We start from the raw sequence: 16449 nt of genomic DNA, 5'->3' as shown, positions 1-16449 counted from the left end.
CACTGCGTTCGTGGCGGGCATGGACGGTGCCTGCAAGGAGTCAACGATACTCTTCCGCCGCCTACAGAACCCACGTGCCGCGTCAACCCGGAGACGAGATCTCCACGCTGCCGGAATCCGCTCCTATGCTGATCGGATGACGACTCCTGAGAGCACGACCGCGCCGACCGACGCCACCGCCACGAAGGTCGCCGCCATCATCTACAACCCGGTGAAGGTCGACCTGGACGCGCTCCGCGAGTCGGTCGAGCGCTCGGCGTCCGACGCAGGATGGGCCGAGTCGCTCTGGTTCGAGACGTCCGTCGACGACGTCGGCCAGGGGGTCACCGCCGAGGCCATCGCAGCGGGGGTCGACCTCGTCATCGCGGCCGGCGGCGACGGCACCGTCCGCGCCGTCTCGGAGGGCCTCCGCGGCAGCGGCGTCCCGCTCGCCCTGCTCCCGTCAGGCACCGGCAACCTGCTCGCCCGGAACCTCGACCTCACGCTCAACGACCTGCCCGGCTCCGTCATCACGGCCTTCACCGGGACGGACAAGGCGATCGACCTCGGTGTCATCGACATCGAGCGCGCCGACCACTCCCGCGACCGCCATGTGTTCGTCGTCATGGCCGGCATGGGCATCGACGCGAAGATGATCAAGAACACCGACGACGACCTCAAGGCCAAGGCCGGTTGGGCCGCCTACGTCGATGCGATCGTGAAGTCGTTGCGCGACCCGGACGAGCTGCACCTGCGGTTCCGGATCGACGACGAGCCGCAGACGCGCGCGACCGTCCACACCGTCATCATCGGGAACTGCGGCTCGCTCCCGGCCAACATCCTCTTGCTGCCCGACGCGGTCGTCGATGACGGGCTGTTCGACCTCATGTTCATGCGTCCCGGCGGAATCCTCGGCTGGATCCGCATCTGGGCGAAGGTCGCCTGGGTGAACGGCGTCCTCCGCCGGACGAAGGCGGGCAAGGCCCTCGCCGGCAAGCAGAAGGACGACGGCGAGCTCCGCTACGGCACCGCGAAGCGCTTCGTCGCCCGCATGTCGAAGCCTGAGGAGATCGAGCTCGACGGCGACGGTTTCGGCAAGGCCGTCGCGATCAACACCTGGATCGAGCCCGGCGCCCTCACGGTCCGCGTACCGGCCGAGGCCGAGTAGCTCGCGCCCCCTCAGCCGACTCTGGTCTGTGGGGTGACCCGTCGGGCCCAGAGCAGCACGGGGATCAGCAGGAGGGCGAGCACGCCGCCCGCGATCGACAGCGCACCGTAACCGACCCCCGCCATCACGACGCCGGACATGACACCGGCTCCGGCACCGGCGAGCGCGATGAGGACGTCGAGCGTGCCCTGGGTGCGTGCCCGGTTGGCGGGCACGGTGTGGTCGACGACCAGCGCGGTGCCCGCGATGAGCCCGAAGTTCCAGCCGAGTCCGAGGAGCGCGAGCGCCAGGATGAGCAGGCCGAGCGAGTCCGCCGGCGCGAGGGCTCCCGTGACACCCGCGAGCAGAAGGGTCACACCGGCGGCGATCGCCATCGGCGTGCGGCCGATGCGGTCGACCAGGACGCCGGTCACGAGCGAGGGGAGGTACATCGCCGCGATGTGGATCCCGATCACGAGCCCGACCTCGCCGAGGCCGTGGTGGTGGGCCCGCATGTGCACGGGGGTCATCGTCATGATGGCGACCATCGCGATCTGCGTGACCACCATGACCGCGGCGCCGACGTAGGCGCCGACGCCGGGACGCGGGCGTGCGGCGGTCGTCGGCGACACCTGCTTCGACCCCACCTGCTCCGCGGCGGTCCGCTCCACCTCCAGCTGCGCGAGCTCGGCGTCAAGACGGTGGGCGAGGAGGAACGGGTCGGGTCGGAGCAGCACGAGGAACGCCGTCCCGGCCGCGAGGTAGGCGATCGTGGCGAGGAGGAACGGCCCGGCGAGCGACGGCAGCCCGAGGCCGCTCGCGAACGATCCCAGCGGCTCGACGAGGTTGGGTCCGGCGACGGCGCCGAGCGTCGTCGACACCATCGCGACGCTGATCGCCGAACCACGTCGGGCCGGGGTCGCGAGATCGGTGCCGGCGTAGCGCGCCTGGAGGTTCGTGGCCGTGCCAGCGCCGTAGACGAAGAGCGACAGGAAGAGGAGCGGCACCAGGGCGGTGGTGGCGGCCACGACCACACCGATCGCGCCGACGCCACCCGCCGCGAATCCGAGTCCGAGCCCGATGCGCCGGCCGAGCCGCTGGGTGACGCGCCCGACGAGGAAGGCGGTGAGCGCGGAGCCGAGGGTCAGGAGCGCGGCTGCGACGCCCGCGAGGCTCATGCTGCCGAGGACGTCCTGGACGAGGAGCGCCCCGACCGTCACCCCGGCGGCGAGACCGGCGCCGCCGAGGACCTGGCTGATGACGACGACCGTGAGCGTCCGCCGCTGGACGCGGGCGCGCTCGGCGGCGATGACAGCTCTGGCGTCGGTCTCCCGGGGATCGCTCTCGCCGCGCTCGCTCATGCTCCGACCGTCAGCGTCGCGTGGAGATGCGACCGTAGGCGTCGACCGTCACGATGAGCGACTCGACCTTGCGGTTCACGACGCGGATGATCACGACGATGAGCCAGAGCCCGCCGGTGATGAGCGTCAGGATCAGGTTCCAGAACCAGCCGATGCGCTTCTGTCGCTGCAGCACGGCCTGCTGGCCCTGCACCGACGACACCGTCCATCCGCGCGCGGCGTAGCGGGCGACTTCGGCGTTCAGGACGGCGGTGAGCTGCTCCATCGGGAGCGGAGTGGAAGAGGACATGCCTCGAATCTACCCGTCGCGGGCACCGGGTCACCGAGCCCGACACCACCGGTCCCTGGCCCGCCACCGGTCCCTCAGGCCAAGCCCACCGGCCCCTGAGACCAGAACCACCGGTCCCTGAGACCAGAACTTCCGGTCCCTGAGCCTGTCGAAGGGCGACGTCGTCCGTGTGCACTTCGACAAGCTCAGTGACCGAAGATGGCGACTCCGCCACGTGCACATCCCTGAGCCCAAACCACCGGTCCCTGAGCCTGTCGAAGGGCGCTCTACGATCGATGTATGCGCATCCGTCTCGCCGAACCCGCCGACCTGCCTGGCGTCCTCGCCATCCACACCGACGCCGTCGCGAACGGTGTCGCGATCTGGACCGAGGTCACACCCGACCTCGCCGAGCGCGAGGCGTGGCTCGCCCGCCACCAGGAGCCGGGCCGGGTCGCGCTCGTCGCCATCGCCGACGGCCCTGACGACGCGCTCCCCGAGGGTGACGTCCTCGCCTACGGCAGTTACGGTCCGTACGCCGCGAAGGACGGGTACCGCCACACCGTCGAGAACTCCGTGTACGTCCACCCGGACGCACAGGGCCGCGGCCTCGGCAAGGCGCTCATGGTCGAGCTGCTGGAACGTGCCACGGCCGACGGCCACCACGTCATGCTCGCCCTCATCGAGGCCGAGAACACCGCATCGATCGCCCTGCACACGAAGCTCGGGTTCGAGCAGGTCGGCCTGCTGCCGGAGGTCGGGACGAAGTTCGGCCGCTGGCTCGACCTCGCCATCCTGCGCCGTACGCTCGCCTGAGCAGGATCTACGAACCCGAACGGGCGATCACGACCCGGGCGACCGCACCCGCAGCGAGTTCCACGGCGCGCGGCTCGGACGCGCCGGCCAGGACGACCCGGACCGGTGTCTCGCCGACGTTGCCGAGGATCACGACGGTCTCGCCTGCGGCATCGACGGCGGCGATCGCGGTCACACCGGCCGACGAGACGGGTGGCCCGCCGACGGGCGACCCGGCACCGAGCGACACCCCGCCGATCTCGACCGCGACGCGCTGCCGTCCGCTGAGCTCGGCGATCCACCCGAGCGCCCGGCCCGCGACCGTGAGCGTCCCGTCGGCCGCGACGAGCCCCCTCCGTCCGGTCGCCTCGAAGTACGACAGCGATTCGACACCGGAGACGGCCAACGCCGCGACACTGCCGACGACCCAGGCGCCGAGTGCCTCGGCCGACTGCCGGTCGTCCGTCGCGCCGGGTACGTGCTCCGCGCCGAAGCCTGCGCGGAGTTCCGGGTCACGGGAGTCACCGGCGCTCGCCCGCGTGGTGGCGACCGCGTTGTAGCGGGCGCCGAGCGTGACCGGCCCGACGTGCAACGGGCGGCCGTCGGCGATCCTGACAGCGTCCGCCACGACGACCGCCTGCATGCCGAGCGACTCGACGAGCTGGTGCCCGCCGCGGTCGTGCATGAACGGCGTGATGCTGAACGCCACTGGGCCCGTCCAGCGCTCGAGGCGCGCGTGGTTGCGGTTGAGCTCCGTGAAGTGCGCGCGCGTGCCGCCGACGAGCTCGGGGTGCGGCGGGCCCTCGGCCCACAGGGTTCGCAGGACGTCGCCGAGCGCGGTCAGCAGCGTGACCTCCGAGAGGTGGGTGCGGCGATGGAACGCCCCGACGCGCACGACGGGCACGGTCGCGTCGCGGAGTCGCCGCAGCACCGGCTCGGCCTCCTCGCCCGTCCCGAGCACGAGTCGGAGGTCGAGGGGTCTGGTGCCGGCCTGGCGCACGGCTCGGTCGAGGATGGCCGGCCAGTCCTGGTTCGTCGGATCGATCTCCACGAGGATCCCGGTGATCGTTTCGGGGACCACCGCACCAGCGCGACCGCCATCGGGGTCGCTGGAGACCGAGGTCGAGATCGCCGGGACGACGCTGTCGAGTGGCGCGCCGATCCGCCCGTCGACAGGCTCAGGTACCGGGTCCTCTCGTTGCGCCGTGAACTCCGTCTCGGGCACGACGGTCACGGCGAGCGGCGTCGCCAGCGGGGCGTCGGCGGGCTCGGCAGCGTCGACCCGCGCACAGCTGACCTCGACGGACTGCTCGACGACGTCACCGACCGCCAGCGCGACGGGGAACGGCAACGAGAGCGGCGTCGAGTAGGTCTTGAACGAGGCGTCGGTCCAGTTGCGCTGGTCCTCCATCTCGAAGACGTCACCGCTGAAGCGGGCCGTGGTCGCGATGCGGTCGCCGGTCCAGGCAAGGGACTCGATGCGGATCGCCGGCTGATGCGGAGCGACGTGATCCGGGAGGCGCGTGGTCGTCGTGGAGCCCTCCGGGTGGCCGACGACGAGCTCGGTGCCGGCCAGGGTCGGCGACTGCAGCACGATGAGGCCGATGCGCGCCCGGCGGAACGCGGCGGTCACCTCGGCCCGGACGGCGACCCGCAGTGTCGACGCGCCGAGGTCGACCGACAGAGACCAGGCGACGGTCTCGCCGTCGTCGCCGACCCGGCCGCGCAAGTGCAGGCCGCTCGTCGTGTGGTCGACCGCGTCGACGATGACGGGCAGCGTCTTCCAGTCCTGGTCGCGGACGACGAAGCGGATGCTGCGCAGCACGAGCTCGCCGTCGAAGGCGATGTCGTCCAGCTCCGACCCGCGGAGCGAGGCCGACCAGGGCCCCCGGCCGACGGCGAGGGCGTCGCGCTCGCGGTCGAGCAGGAGGTCGGATGCGACGCGGAAGGTGGTTCCCGAACGCGAGGTCATGATCGTCGGCTCAGAGACTCGTCATGCCGCCGTCGACCCGGAAGGTCGCTCCGGTGGCGAAGCTCGACTCGTCGCTGGCGAGGTACACCATGATGCCCTCGACGTCCGAGGCCTGGCCGGGACGACCGAGCGGGATGCGCCCGACGATCGCGGCGCGGGACTCGGGGTCGCCGGAGATCGCGGTGACGAGCGGGGTCTCCGTGTAGCCGGGGACGACGGTGTTCACGCGGATGCCTTGATCGGCGTAGGCCGCGGCGACGGTCCGGCCGAGGCCGTGGATCCCGGCCTTCGTCGAGCTGTACGCCGTGAAGTCGGCGCCCTCGCCGTTGAGACCGGTCGGGCTGCCCGTGAGGATGATCGAGCCGCCCCGGCCGAGCATGGCACGGACGGCGTGCTTCGTCGTGAGGAAGGTTCCGGTGAGGTTGATGTCGACCGTGCGCTGCCAGACCTCGAGGTCGAGGTCGGCGATCTTCGCGTCCTGGCCGAAGAGCTGCACGCCGGCGTTCGCGACGACGACGTCCGGGGTCTTGCCTGCTGCGTCCATGACCGCGAAGGCGGCCTCGACGCTCGCTTCGTCGGCGATGTCGAGTCGCACGGCGATGGCGGTCGGGAAGGGTGCCGCCGCATCGCGGGCGGCCTGGATGTCGCGGTCGGAGAAGACGACGGCGGCATCCTCCCGCGCGAACCGTTCGGCGACCGAACGTCCGATCCCCGATCCGGCACCCGTCACGAGCGCGGTCTTTCCTGCAAGTCGTCCAGTCATCGTCGCCTGTCTCTCGTGCGGTGTTGCGGGGTGGTGTCGCGGGTGGTGCGGGTGGTGCATCGGGTCGTCTGCAGCCTATCCGGCACAACCGGTTGACCGCATGCGACGTTCGCAATTCAGGACGGCCGCGGCGCGCCGGCCCGGATCGGGGGTGGAGCGGGCCGACGCGCCGGGCACGTCCTGAATTGCGAACAGTCGGGGAAGTGGGTTACCGCTCGATCTTGTCGAGGTGGAGCATGGCGGCGAGGTTCTTGTCGAGCTCGTCGTCCTGGAAGACCTTCTTCCAGTCGTCCTTGATGATCGCGCTGCGGCCGTAGTCCATCGCGATGAGGCACGCGTCGGAGAACGGATTGTCGCCCTTGAGCGAGTTCGCGAGGGCGACCTGCGTGTGGCCGAGGAGGATCGCACGAGCGGCCGGCTCCGGCACACCCATGGTGTTGACGGCCTCGTCGAGCGACTCCTTGAGGAGCGCACCGATCATGCAGGCGATCGTCTCCACGAGGGTCGGCTCGAGCTGCGCGAGCTGCTTGACCGTGACCCAGTGGACCTCACCGACGGGGGCGAAGATCGCCCGGACGACGGCCTCGACCTGCGCCTGCTTCTCGGCGTCGTCGGACTCGATCGCCGCGATGGCGTCCTGGAGGGCGGCGATGCCACCGAAGGTGTCCGCGTACTCCTCGGGCGTGTGGCGCTCGACGAAGACCGACGGGTGGCAGGGGTGCGTGACGGCCTGGATGACGTCGTCGCGACGCGTCAGCAGACCCGCGTACGCTGCGGCCGGGTCGAGCGTGAGGAGCACGGCGCCCGACTTCATGAGCGGGACGACGCCGGCGGACACGGCCTTGAGGGCGAGGTCCGGGACGGCGAGGATGACGACGTCGGCGTCGGTGACGGCCGCATCGGTCTCGGTGAGCTCGCGACCGGCCTCGGTCACGCGCTCCTGGCCGGCGGGCGAGACCTCGCTGTAGAAGACGGTGTGGCTGGTCTTCACGAGGTTGTTGGAGACGCGCATGCCCATCTTGCCGCCCGCGCCGATGACGGCGATGGTGAGCTGGTCCGCGACGGTGGTGGTGTCGGTCATGATCTTCCTTCTCTCAGGTACTGCAGGTTGTGTGCGGTCCACGTGCGCTCGAGCTCGATCGTCTCCGTGATGGAGTCGCCGAGCGGGAGCCAGTGTTCGATGATCTGGTTGACGCCGCGCTCGTCCGGTCGGACGACGGCGGTGAGGGCGGGGTAGTCGAGCAGGCCGGTGCCGAGCGGGGCGCCCTCGAGGGTGAAGCCGACCCAGCCGCCCCGGCGGGTGAACGCGAAGTCCTTGACGTGGATGTTGCGGACGTACGGAGCGGTGCGCTCGATGACGTCACTCGGGTGCTCGAGCCGGGCCACGGTGTTGGCGGGGTCGAGGCAGATGCCGAGCTTCGGGTGGTCGACGGCGCTCACGAGGTCGACGAGCTCCTGCGACGACAGCTGCTCGTAGGTCTCGAGCGCGATCGTCACGCCGGCCGCTTCGAACGCCGGGAGCACCGCGCGGAGTCGATCGACGGCGTCCGCGTGGGACGGCCGGTCGTCGCCCGACGTGACCATGCTGCGCAGGAGCTTCGCGCCCAGCACGGTGGCGATGTGGAGGAAGCGTTCGAGGTGCGCGACCGCGATCCCCTTCGTCCCGAGTTCCAGCGTGACCCCACGCTCGCGCGCGACCTCGGCGATCTGGCGCAGCTCATCGTCGGACATCGTCTCGATGCGGGCGTCGTCGCAGATCTGGAAGAGGTCGACGCCGGCGTCGGCCGTGCGCTCGATCATGCCGATGACGCTCAAGCGCTCGGGTGCGAGCTCGGAGCCCTCCCAGAAGAAGGTGTAGGTGCCGAAGCCGATCATGCTGTCCTCGGTCCCTGAGCCTGTCGAAGGGTGCCATCCTGAGCTTGTCGAAGGGCCTCGTCGAGCACGGCCTCGAGCGCCGCGACGTCGTGGGCGAAGCGTCCGAGGAACACGCCGTCGACGTCGTCACCGAGGGCGGTCAGCAGACCGGGACCCGCACTGCCGCCGTAGATGACGGAACTGCCGACCCGGTCGGGACGCTCGGCGATCGATTGTTTCAGGATCGCGCCGACGGCTCGCACGTGCTCGGCAGACGCGGGTTCGGCCGCACCGATCGCCCACACGGGCTCGTAAGCGACGATCACCGGCCCCGCCACAGCATCGGCGAGCGCGGAGTCCAGCTGGCGCACGCACTCCGTCGCAGCCGCCTCGGGCGTCGTGCGCTCGACCTCGCCGATGCAGAGGACCGGCGAGAGGCCGTTGCGGAGGGCCGCGGCGGTCTTCTCGGCGACGACCTCGTCGGTCTCGCCGAAGAGGGAGCGGCGCTCGGCGTGGCCGACCTCGACCACGGCGACGCCGACCTCGGCGAGCTCGGGGCCGCCGACCTCACCGGTGAACGCGCCACGGTCCGCGCTCGCGAGGTCCTGTGCACCGACCAGCACGCCCGTCCCGGCGAGGGCCGCCACCGACGGCGCGACCGCGAGGTAGCCGGGGATGACGAACAATCGCACGCGACCGTCGACCACGGCCTCGTGCCGACGGGCCAAGGCGCCCACCTGCTCGATCCACTCGAGGGTCTGCGCGTGGCCGAAGTACATCTTCAGGCTCACGCCGACCACGCGGGGCGCGGTCGACGTGGGCACGGCCGACGGGGACGGGGTGGTCATCAGCAGGAGCCCGTCGCCTCGTACTCACCGATGACGGCGACCTTCTCGGCGCTCGCGCTGGTCTCGTCGAAGCGGTAGGTGAGCCACTCGCGGACGAGGCGGCGGGCGAGCTCGATGCCGATGACGCGCTGGCCCATCGTCAGGACCTGCGCGTTGTTGCTGAGGACACCGCGCTCGACCGAGAAGCTGTCGTGTGCCGTGACGGCGCGGATGCCGGCGACCTTGTTGGCGGCGATCGCGACGCCCAGGCCGGTGCCGCAGAAGAGGAGCGCGCGGTCGGCCTGGCCGGACGCGACGAGTTCCGCGGCGGCGATCGCGACGCGCGGGTAGGCGGTGTGGCCATCGGCGTCCACGCCCACGTCGACGAGTGAGGCGACGCCGTCGTGCTGCTCGAGGTCGCGCTTGACGATCTCCTTGTAGTCGAACCCGGCGTCATCCGAGCCGATGACGATGCGCAGCTGATCGGTCATGCGTGTACTCCTTCGTTGGTGGTGGTGCTGGTGGAGCCGTCCGGTGCGGTGGTGCCGGCGGCGCGCTCGAGGACGGGGACGATCGCCGTGACGATCAGGCCGAACGAGTAGGCACCGGCGTCGACGGTACCGAGACTCTTCTCAGCGTGCGGACGGGCGCGGCCCATCTTCGGCAGGAGGTCCGCGGTCTCAGCGGCAGCGGTGGAGGCAGCCGTAGCGGCGGTCGTCCAGGCGGCGACGAGGTCGGAACCGTCGGCGACGGCTGCACTCAACGTGGTGGTGAACGGCACGAGCGCGTCGACCATCGTCTTCTGTCCGACCTCGGCCTTGCCGAACGACATGATGCCGTCGACCGCGGCCTGCACGCCGGTCGCGACGTCGCTGCGGCCTGGTGCGGCCTCGTCGCCGAGGGCGGTTCCGACCGAGCGGAGCGCGAGGCCCCACAGGGCGCCGGACGTGCCGCCGGCGCGGTCCGCCCAGGCGTCGCCGGCCAGGTGCAGGACGGTGTGGGCACCGGCCCCGGCATCGGCGGCGGCGTGTGCGGCGGTGACGGCGGCACGAGCACCGCGCTGCATGCCGATGCCGTGGTCGCCGTCACCCGCGACGGCGTCGATCCGTCCGAGCTCCTCGACGTTCGTGTCGATGACCTGGACCAGCGCGTCGAGGGCCTCGACCACGACCGCGGCGGCGACCCGTGACTCGTCAGTGGACTCGGGGATCTCGGCAGCCGTCTCGGCGACGAGCTCCGAGGGGTCGAGCTGCTCGGCCGCTGCGACGACGCCCTTGCGGTAGGCGGGGGTGTCGGCACCGGCAGCCCAGAAGCCCTCGAGTTCCTCGTCCAACCAGAAGAGCGTGAGCGAGACGCCGGCCATGTCGAAGCTCGTGACGAGCTCGCCGACCTCGGGATCGACGATCTCCACCCCTGCGGCCTCGAGCTGTGCGGCGACCGCACGGTAGACGACGAACAGTTCCTCGTACTTCACCGAGCCGAGGCCGTTGAGGATGACCCCGACGCGCGCGCCCGTGGCCTCGGAGACGCCCTCGGGCAGTTCCGCGAGCAGCGAGGAGACGAGCAGCGAGGCGAGCTCATCGGCCGTCGGCACGTCGGTCTCGTCGATACCGGGCTCGCCGTGGATGCCCATGCCGACCGCCATGCGGCCCTCGGGCACGGTGAACAGCGGCTCGGTCGCGCCCGGCAGGGTGCAGCCGCTGAAGGCGACACCGAAGGACCGGGTGCGCTCGTTCGCGTGGGTGGCGACGCGGACGACCTCGTCGAGGTCGTAGCCCGCCTCGGCCGCGGCTGCGGCGGACTTGAAGACGGTGAGGTCGCCGGCGATGCCCCGACGCTTGTGCTTCTCGGCGAGGGGCGCGCTCGAGATGTCGTCGGTGACGGCGACGCTGCGGGTGGGGATGCCCGCCGCGTTGAGGGCGTCCTGTGCCTGGGTGAAGTGGAGGACATCACCGGCGTAGTTGCCGTAGCTGAGGAGGACGCCGCCGCCGCGCTGCGCCGCCTTCGCGACCGACTCCACCTGGTGCGCGGACGGCGAGGCGAACAGGTTGCCCATCGCCGCGCCATGAGCGAGGCCCTGTCCGACGATGCCGCCGAACGCCGGGTAGTGGCCGGAGCCACCGCCGATGACGAGCGCGACCGTGCCCTCGGGCGTCCGGGTGCTCCGGACGACGCCGCCGGTCACGCGCCGGACCTGGTTGCGGTTCGCGGCGACGAAGCCGTCGATCATCTCGTCGGCGAAGTCCGCCGGGTCGTTGAAGAGGCGCGTCATCGGGTCTTGCCCGTGAGGTCGTCGTGCGAGACGCGCAGCTCGCGAGAGCTCCGCTGCTTGGAGAGGATCACCATGAGCGTGGCGGAGATCATCATGAAGCCACCGACGATGAACATCGGGACGACGTACTGCGGGGTGTCGCCGACCTTGGTGAGGTCCGCGACGGCGCCGGTGATGTACGGCGCCGAGAAGCCGGCGAGGTTGCCGACCGTGTTGATGAGCGCGATGCCGGCAGCCGCTGCCGCACCGGTGAGGAACTGCGTGGGCAGCGTCCAGAAGTTCGGCAGCGCGGCGAAGATCGCCATGGCGGTGACCGCGATGATCGCGATGGTGAGAGCGGGCGAGTTGGCGAAGAGCGCGAGCGGGATGCTCACGGCGCCGACGATCGCGGGGATCACGATGTGCCAGGTCTTCAGGCCGCGACGCGTCGCGTCACGAGACCAGAAGTACAGGGCGATGGCGGCCGGCACGTACGGGATCGCCGTGATGAGGCCCTTCTGCATGACGTTGAACTCGGTCCCGAACGTCTCCTGGAAGCCCTCGATGATCGTGGGGAGGAAGAAGCCGAGCGCGTAGAGGCCGTAGATGAAGCCGAAGTAGATGAACGCGAGCATCCAGACACGACCGCTCGTGAACGCGTGCTTGAGGCTGACGTGGCCCTGCTTCTGCTCCGTGGTGGCCTTCTCATGTGCGAGAGCCGCCGTGAGCCAGACCTGCTCCTCGGTGGTCAGCCACTTGGCGTCCGCGGGGCGGTCCTTCAGGTAGAACCAGGCGATGACACCGATGAGGATGGCCGGGAGACCGACGCCGAGGAACATGAACCGCCAGCCCTCGAGGCCGAAGAACACGCCGTGCTGGCCGATGAGCCACCCGGCGAGGGGTGCGCCGATGACGGTGGTGAGCGGCTGCGCCAGGTAGAAGAGGGCGAGGATCTTGCTGCGGTGCTTGGCCGGGACCCAGAGGCTCAGGAAGAGGATCGCGCCGGGGAAGAAGCCGGCTTCGGCCACACCGAGCACGAAGCGGAGGATCGCGAGCTGCTCGAAGTTGGCGACCCAGGTGAACAGGACCGCGACGATGCCCCAGGTGACCATGATGCGGGCGAGCCAGCGGCGGGCACCGAACTTGTTGAGCGCGAGGTTGCTGGGCACCTCGAGCAGGATGTAGCCGATGAAGAAGACGCCGGACGCGAAGCCGAACTGGGCGGCGGAGAGCGCGAGGTCCTCGTTCATGCCGTTGGGGGCGGCGAACCCGATCGCGGTGCGGTCCAGGTAGTTGATGAAGAACATCAGCGCCACGAACGGCACGAGACGGATCGAGACCTTCCGGATGGCTGATCGCTCGACAGCCGGATTGGCCGCGGGGGCGGTGGTGTCCACTATGACTCCTCGGGTGGGCGGCATCGATGCCGCGGGCAGGGCGTGGTCCGGGCCGGACCGGAATGAACGATACATCAACCGGTTGACCAATTCAAGCGTCGCTGGCCCCCGAGCCTCTCCCGGTCCCTGAACACCCTCCCGGTCCCTGAAGCACCCCTACCGGTCCCTGAAGCCCCCCTCCCGGTCCCTGAGCTTGTCGAAGGGCCGCGATACAGTGAACCCATGCCTGCGTTCCCGGATCGGCCGACCGACGACATCTCGTCCAGCCTCGGTCCCGTCGCCGTCGGATCCGCGGTCTCGGCCGTCGCGAAGCGCCTGCTCGACCACTTCACGAGCGGCGACATCGCACCCGGCACCAGGCTCCCCCCGGAACGACAGCTCGCCGCATCCCTCGGCATCGGGCGCTCTGCCGTCCGCGAGGCGCTCGCGGCGCTCGAGATCCTCGGCGTCGTCGACGTCCGCCCGGGCAGCGGCACCTACCTCCGCGGCAGCGTCTCCGAGCTCCTCCCCGAGACGCTCAGCTGGGGCCTCATGCTCGGCGAACCGCGCACCCGCGAACTCATCGAGGTGCGCGGGCAGCTCGAGGTCTTCGCCGCCGGCCTCGCCGCGACGCGCATGGACGACATGGCACGCAACCGGCTCCGCAACCACCTCACCGCCATGAGCGAGGCGGGTGCCAACCGCACCAAGTTCATCGAGGCCGACCTCAAGTTCCACCTGGAGCTCGCCTCGGCCACCGGCAACCGCGTGCTGTCCGACCTCCTGCAGAGCATCCGCTCGCTGCTCCGCATCTGGGTGGAGCGCGGCATCCACGAGGACGTCGACGCCCAGCGCGCCTTCGAGGAGCACGAGGCCGTCTACGAGGCGATCATGTCGGGCGACCCCGCCGCGGCCACGGCAGCGATGCAGCACCACATGGACACCGCGACCGAGCGGCTCAACCGCACCCTCACGGCGTAGCACTTCGACAGGCTCAGTGACCGGGGTTCGGCTCAGCGACCGGGGTTCGGCTCAGTGACCGGGGTTCGGCTCAGAGACTGGATCCCGTCCGGGGCCGCACTTCGACAGGCTCAGTGACCGGAGGGGGCTACTCAGTGACCGGGGTTCGGCTCAGTGACCGAGTCCCGGTCCCTGAGCCTGTCGAAGGGCGCTCAGACGTGGATCGCCTCGACGACCGCGGCCACCGCCGCCTCGACCGCACGCGTCCGGGCGGCGGCGTCCTCGCCCTCCGAGTCGTGGACGAAGGTCGTCACGCCGCGTCGAGCGCCGCAGAAGTCGACGATGCCGTGCTCGAGCTGCGTCCGCATCGCCTGCTCGTAGCCGTGGCGGTCGTAGACCCCGGCGTCGTCGCCCGCGATCGGCACGAGGTGCACGCGCAGGCGGTCGAGCTTCCGGACGATCCCGCCGTCCGCGTCGAGGCCGAACGCCCAGCCGTTGACGAACACGCGGTCGAACCAGCCCTTGAGGAGTGCGGGCGCCGACCACCAGTACACCGGGAACACGAGGACGAGGTCGGTGGCCCGGTCGAGCCGCTCCTGCTCGGCGGCGACGTCCGGGGTGAAGTCCCCGCCGACGCGGTAGGTGTGGCGGTCGGCGAGCGTGTACCGCGGGTCGAAGCCCTCCGCAGCCAGGTTTGCGACCTCGACGCTGGTCGAGCCGGCGGTCGATCGCAGCTCCTGCGCGAGCCGCTGGGCGAGGTGGTGGGTGAGGGAGTCGGGGTCGGGATGGGTGGTCACGATGAGCGTCGGCACACTCCATCATCGCCTGCATCGGACGCGGGATCCGCCGTTCGGCACCCTCCGCAGGATGACCGGGGTCCGTCCGCCGACTGATGCCGACGGCGCGGCGAGCGCCCTACAGTTGTCGGAATGAGCGGGTGGACATGGCAGGCGTGGGTCGGACTCGTCGGCGGCACGGTGATCTTCTTCGCCGTCCTCGGTCCGATCCTGCTCGTGCAGCTCCGTCGGTACGGCCAGATGTCGCTCCCCCGGGTGATCGGTGCTGCGGCGGTCAGCGTCTACGCGGTCGCCCTCGTGGCGTACACGCTGCTGCCGCTGCCGGACGAGCGCGCGAACTGCGGCACGGCCCACGGGGCGCTCGAGCTGATCCCCGGCCATTCGATCGGGGACATCGCACGGGAGACCGCTGGGCTCTCCGTCCTGAGCACCCTGACGAGCCACGCGTTCCTCCAGGTCGTCCTGAACGTGATCCTCTTCATCCCGTTCGGCGCCATCGCGCGGCGCTACTGGAACCGCGGGCTCGGTGTCTCCATCCTGCTCGGGGCGCTCGTCTCCTTGCTGATCGAGTCGACGCAATACACGGGCATCTGGGGCTTGTACGAGTGCGCCTACCGGGTGGCGGACGTCGACGACGTGATCACGAACACGGCGGGCGCCGCGATCGGAGCACTCGTCGCCCCGATCGTCCTCGGGTGGATGCCGAGCGCGCGAGCCCTGCGCGCCACCCGCGACCGGGCGCGACCCATCACCGTCTGGCGCCGATGGTTCGGCATGGTGCTCGACGCGGTCGCCGTGAACCTCTCCATCACGGTGCTGTCGCTCGTGTTCGTCGTCCCACGCGTCCTGCTCACGGGCGCGACCGGGACCGCCAACGACCCGACGCTGCCCGAGGTGCTCAGCATCGGCGCGGGCACGGTCGTCCTCGTGATCGTCCTGCCGGCGCTCATCGGGAGCGGCGCGTCGCTCGGGCAGCGCCTCGTCTGGCTCGCTCCGCAGTGGCCGGACGGACGCGGATCGGCGGCGCGGCGCCTCTACCGCGGGTCCGTCGTGGCCCTGCCGTACATCGCCACGACGACCGCCGCGCAGCTACCCGACGCCACGAGCGGCCTCACGCAGACGATCGTCGGGACCATCGGGATCCTCAGCTTCATCATCGTCACCACGGCCGTCGTCTCCGTACCGTTCACCCGGCACCGCCGCGGCGTCTCGTACGTCTCCGTCGGCGCGGACCTGCGCGACGCCCGCGCGACCACGCCGTAGCGCGACAGCAGGAGATCAGCGCCGGAGCAGGACGCGCTCGCCCAGAGGCTCCTGCCCCCGGGCGGATGTCCTGCTGCCGCGCCGGCCGCTCGGCGCCTAGAGCTCGGTGCCGAGGAGCCCCGATAGAAATGCGTGGAGCTCGTCCGCCATGTCGACCGACTCGGGTGCGAGCAGCCACTGGACCTGCAGTCCGTCCATGAGCGCGAGGGTCATGAACGCTGCGCTGGTGGTGGGGAAGTCAGCCCGCACCCGTCCTGCGGAGACGAGTAGCCCGAAGGTGCGCTCGAGTCGCCCGCGCGTGCCCTCGTAGCGCTCGACGAAGTAGTCGTGCGCCGGGTGGTCGGGCGAGGTGGCCTCCGCCGAGAGCGTGCAGTAGAGCGCGACCACGCCGGGCACGGAAGCGTTGTACCGGGCGAGCGCGACCAGCCCCCGGAGCGTCTCGATCGGGTCGTCGCCGTCCATCGGCACGAGCGTCGCCGAGAGGTCGTCGCGGTGCGAGAGCACGGCGGCGAGCAGCGCGCTCTTGTTCGGGAAGTGGTGCAGGAGCCCGGCCTCGCTCATGCCCACCTGCGCGGCCACCTCCCGCAGTGAACCCGCGCGATATCCCCCGTTGGCGAAGACGGCGAGCGCGGCGTCGAGGATCGCGACGCGCTTCATACCGGTTTTCGCATATGCGCCGCGGGGCTTCCCCTGCGGCTTGTTCCCGGTCTTGACCGATGTCATCGGACGACCTCCCCCTTCGGACGGCTTCACGATAGCGCGTTCCCCGTCGAACGCCGCGGCCTGGTCGTGATCCAACTGTGACATGGCCGAAAACAAAAAGCTAGTGACCACTC

General features: G+C 70.6%; 16 protein-coding genes. 4 read left to right on the top strand and 12 right to left on the bottom strand.

The features are described 5' to 3' along the window. The first annotated feature begins 136 nt into the window (after positions 1–136). Positions 137–1147, top strand: a complete 1011-nt coding sequence (locus GV015_RS04365) for a diacylglycerol kinase family protein (RefSeq protein WP_159876832.1) — start codon at positions 137–139, stop codon at positions 1145–1147. A gap of 11 nt (positions 1148–1158) precedes the next feature. Here the strand turns inward: GV015_RS04365 and GV015_RS04360 are convergent, their stop codons facing one another. Together GV015_RS04360 and GV015_RS04355 are read right to left on the bottom strand one after the other, a co-directional pair. Then, positions 1159–2487, bottom strand: a complete 1329-nt coding sequence (locus GV015_RS04360; protein WP_159876830.1) for an MFS transporter — start codon at positions 2485–2487, stop codon at positions 1159–1161. Between the two features lie 10 nt (positions 2488–2497). Beyond that, positions 2498–2776 (bottom strand): hypothetical protein, encoded by a 279-nt coding sequence (locus GV015_RS04355; RefSeq protein ID WP_138945899.1) that lies wholly within the window; start codon positions 2774–2776, stop codon positions 2498–2500. 279 nt (positions 2777–3055) lie between these two features. Here GV015_RS04355 and GV015_RS04350 point away from each other — a divergent pair, with 279 nt between their 5' ends. Then, on the top strand, positions 3056–3571 hold the full coding sequence (locus GV015_RS04350; RefSeq protein WP_079704517.1) for a GNAT family N-acetyltransferase: 516 nt from the start codon (positions 3056–3058) through the stop codon (positions 3569–3571). Between the two features lie 7 nt (positions 3572–3578). On the opposite strand, the gene GV015_RS04345 is transcribed toward GV015_RS04350, so the two are convergent. The 8 genes from GV015_RS04345 to GV015_RS04310 form a co-directional block, all read right to left on the bottom strand. Beyond that, positions 3579–5522, bottom strand: a complete 1944-nt coding sequence (locus GV015_RS04345) for a hypothetical protein (protein WP_159876828.1) — start codon at positions 5520–5522, stop codon at positions 3579–3581. 10 nt (positions 5523–5532) lie between these two features. After that, complete coding sequence (locus tag GV015_RS04340; RefSeq protein WP_064295403.1) at positions 5533–6285, bottom strand: SDR family NAD(P)-dependent oxidoreductase; 753 nt, start codon at positions 6283–6285, stop codon at positions 5533–5535. A gap of 208 nt (positions 6286–6493) precedes the next feature. Next, positions 6494–7366 (bottom strand): phosphogluconate dehydrogenase C-terminal domain-containing protein, encoded by an 873-nt coding sequence (locus GV015_RS04335; protein ID WP_079704514.1) that lies wholly within the window; start codon positions 7364–7366, stop codon positions 6494–6496. Then, positions 7363–8160: a sugar phosphate isomerase/epimerase gene (locus GV015_RS04330; protein ID WP_159876826.1), complete on the bottom strand. Its 798-nt coding sequence runs from the start codon at positions 8158–8160 to the stop codon at positions 7363–7365. Before GV015_RS04330 ends, GV015_RS04335 begins: the two co-directional genes overlap by 4 nt. Then, positions 8157–8987, bottom strand: a complete 831-nt coding sequence (locus GV015_RS04325; RefSeq protein ID WP_159876824.1) for a triose-phosphate isomerase family protein — start codon at positions 8985–8987, stop codon at positions 8157–8159. The genes GV015_RS04330 and GV015_RS04325 overlap by 4 nt, the downstream gene beginning before the upstream one ends. Beyond that, a complete protein-coding gene (locus tag GV015_RS04320) occupies positions 8987–9457 on the bottom strand; it encodes a ribose-5-phosphate isomerase (RefSeq protein ID WP_064295405.1) in 471 nt (156 codons plus the stop codon). The genes GV015_RS04325 and GV015_RS04320 overlap by 1 nt, the downstream gene beginning before the upstream one ends. Then, positions 9454–11238, bottom strand: coding sequence for a dihydroxyacetone kinase family protein (locus GV015_RS04315; RefSeq protein ID WP_159876822.1), 1785 nt, complete (start codon positions 11236–11238; stop codon positions 9454–9456). Before GV015_RS04315 ends, GV015_RS04320 begins: the two co-directional genes overlap by 4 nt. Then, positions 11235–12614 carry an MFS transporter gene (locus tag GV015_RS04310; RefSeq protein WP_229940051.1) on the bottom strand — a complete coding sequence of 460 codons (1380 nt, stop codon included), beginning with the start codon at positions 12612–12614 and terminating at the stop codon, positions 11235–11237. The genes GV015_RS04315 and GV015_RS04310 overlap by 4 nt, the downstream gene beginning before the upstream one ends. 222 nt (positions 12615–12836) lie before the next feature. Here GV015_RS04310 and GV015_RS04305 point away from each other — a divergent pair, with 222 nt between their 5' ends. Next, a complete protein-coding gene (locus GV015_RS04305; protein ID WP_159876820.1) occupies positions 12837–13574 on the top strand; it encodes a FadR/GntR family transcriptional regulator in 738 nt (245 codons plus the stop codon). Positions 13575–13765: 191 nt separating this feature from the next. Here GV015_RS04305 and GV015_RS04300 read toward each other — a convergent pair whose 3' ends face one another. Beyond that, entirely contained in the window at positions 13766–14365 is a 600-nt protein-coding gene (locus GV015_RS04300; protein ID WP_159876818.1) for an NAD(P)H-dependent oxidoreductase, read from the bottom strand. 117 nt (positions 14366–14482) lie between these two features. Between GV015_RS04300 and GV015_RS04295 the strand changes: the two genes are divergently transcribed. Continuing rightward, on the top strand, positions 14483–15613 hold the full coding sequence (locus GV015_RS04295) for a VanZ family protein (RefSeq protein ID WP_159876816.1): 1131 nt from the start codon (positions 14483–14485) through the stop codon (positions 15611–15613). A 96-nt stretch (positions 15614–15709) separates the two neighbouring features. Here the strand turns inward: GV015_RS04295 and GV015_RS04290 are convergent, their stop codons facing one another. Beyond that, positions 15710–16336 carry a TetR/AcrR family transcriptional regulator gene (locus tag GV015_RS04290; RefSeq protein WP_086473125.1) on the bottom strand — a complete coding sequence of 209 codons (627 nt, stop codon included), beginning with the start codon at positions 16334–16336 and terminating at the stop codon, positions 15710–15712. Between the last annotated feature and the right edge of the window lie 113 nt (positions 16337–16449).

Source organism: Plantibacter sp. T3, assembly GCF_902506515.1.
Classification (GTDB): Bacteria; Actinomycetota; Actinomycetes; order Actinomycetales; family Microbacteriaceae; genus Plantibacter; species Plantibacter auratus.
The sequence above is the reverse complement of the archived record's forward strand: the minus strand, read 5'-3'. Positions and strand labels throughout refer to the sequence as shown.

Coding starts and splice junctions, on each gene's coding strand:
- GV015_RS04320 (WP_064295405.1), bottom strand. CDS start 9,457: ATGACCGATCAGCTGCGCATCGTCATCGGCTCGGATGACGCCGGGTTC.
- GV015_RS04340 (WP_064295403.1), bottom strand. CDS start 6,285: ATGACTGGACGACTTGCAGGAAAGACCGCGCTCGTGACGGGTGCCGGA.
- GV015_RS04365 (WP_159876832.1), top strand. CDS start 137: ATGACGACTCCTGAGAGCACGACCGCGCCGACCGACGCCACCGCCACG.
- GV015_RS04345 (WP_159876828.1), bottom strand. CDS start 5,522: ATGACCTCGCGTTCGGGAACCACCTTCCGCGTCGCATCCGACCTCCTG.
- GV015_RS04290 (WP_086473125.1), bottom strand. CDS start 16,336: ATGACATCGGTCAAGACCGGGAACAAGCCGCAGGGGAAGCCCCGCGGC.
- GV015_RS04305 (WP_159876820.1), top strand. CDS start 12,837: ATGCCTGCGTTCCCGGATCGGCCGACCGACGACATCTCGTCCAGCCTC.
- GV015_RS04335 (WP_079704514.1), bottom strand. CDS start 7,366: ATGACCGACACCACCACCGTCGCGGACCAGCTCACCATCGCCGTCATC.
- GV015_RS04360 (WP_159876830.1), bottom strand. CDS start 2,487: ATGAGCGAGCGCGGCGAGAGCGATCCCCGGGAGACCGACGCCAGAGCT.
- GV015_RS04350 (WP_079704517.1), top strand. CDS start 3,056: ATGCGCATCCGTCTCGCCGAACCCGCCGACCTGCCTGGCGTCCTCGCC.
- GV015_RS04295 (WP_159876816.1), top strand. CDS start 14,483: ATGAGCGGGTGGACATGGCAGGCGTGGGTCGGACTCGTCGGCGGCACG.
- GV015_RS04315 (WP_159876822.1), bottom strand. CDS start 11,238: ATGACGCGCCTCTTCAACGACCCGGCGGACTTCGCCGACGAGATGATC.
- GV015_RS04355 (WP_138945899.1), bottom strand. CDS start 2,776: ATGTCCTCTTCCACTCCGCTCCCGATGGAGCAGCTCACCGCCGTCCTG.
- GV015_RS04330 (WP_159876826.1), bottom strand. CDS start 8,160: ATGATCGGCTTCGGCACCTACACCTTCTTCTGGGAGGGCTCCGAGCTC.
- GV015_RS04325 (WP_159876824.1), bottom strand. CDS start 8,987: ATGACCACCCCGTCCCCGTCGGCCGTGCCCACGTCGACCGCGCCCCGC.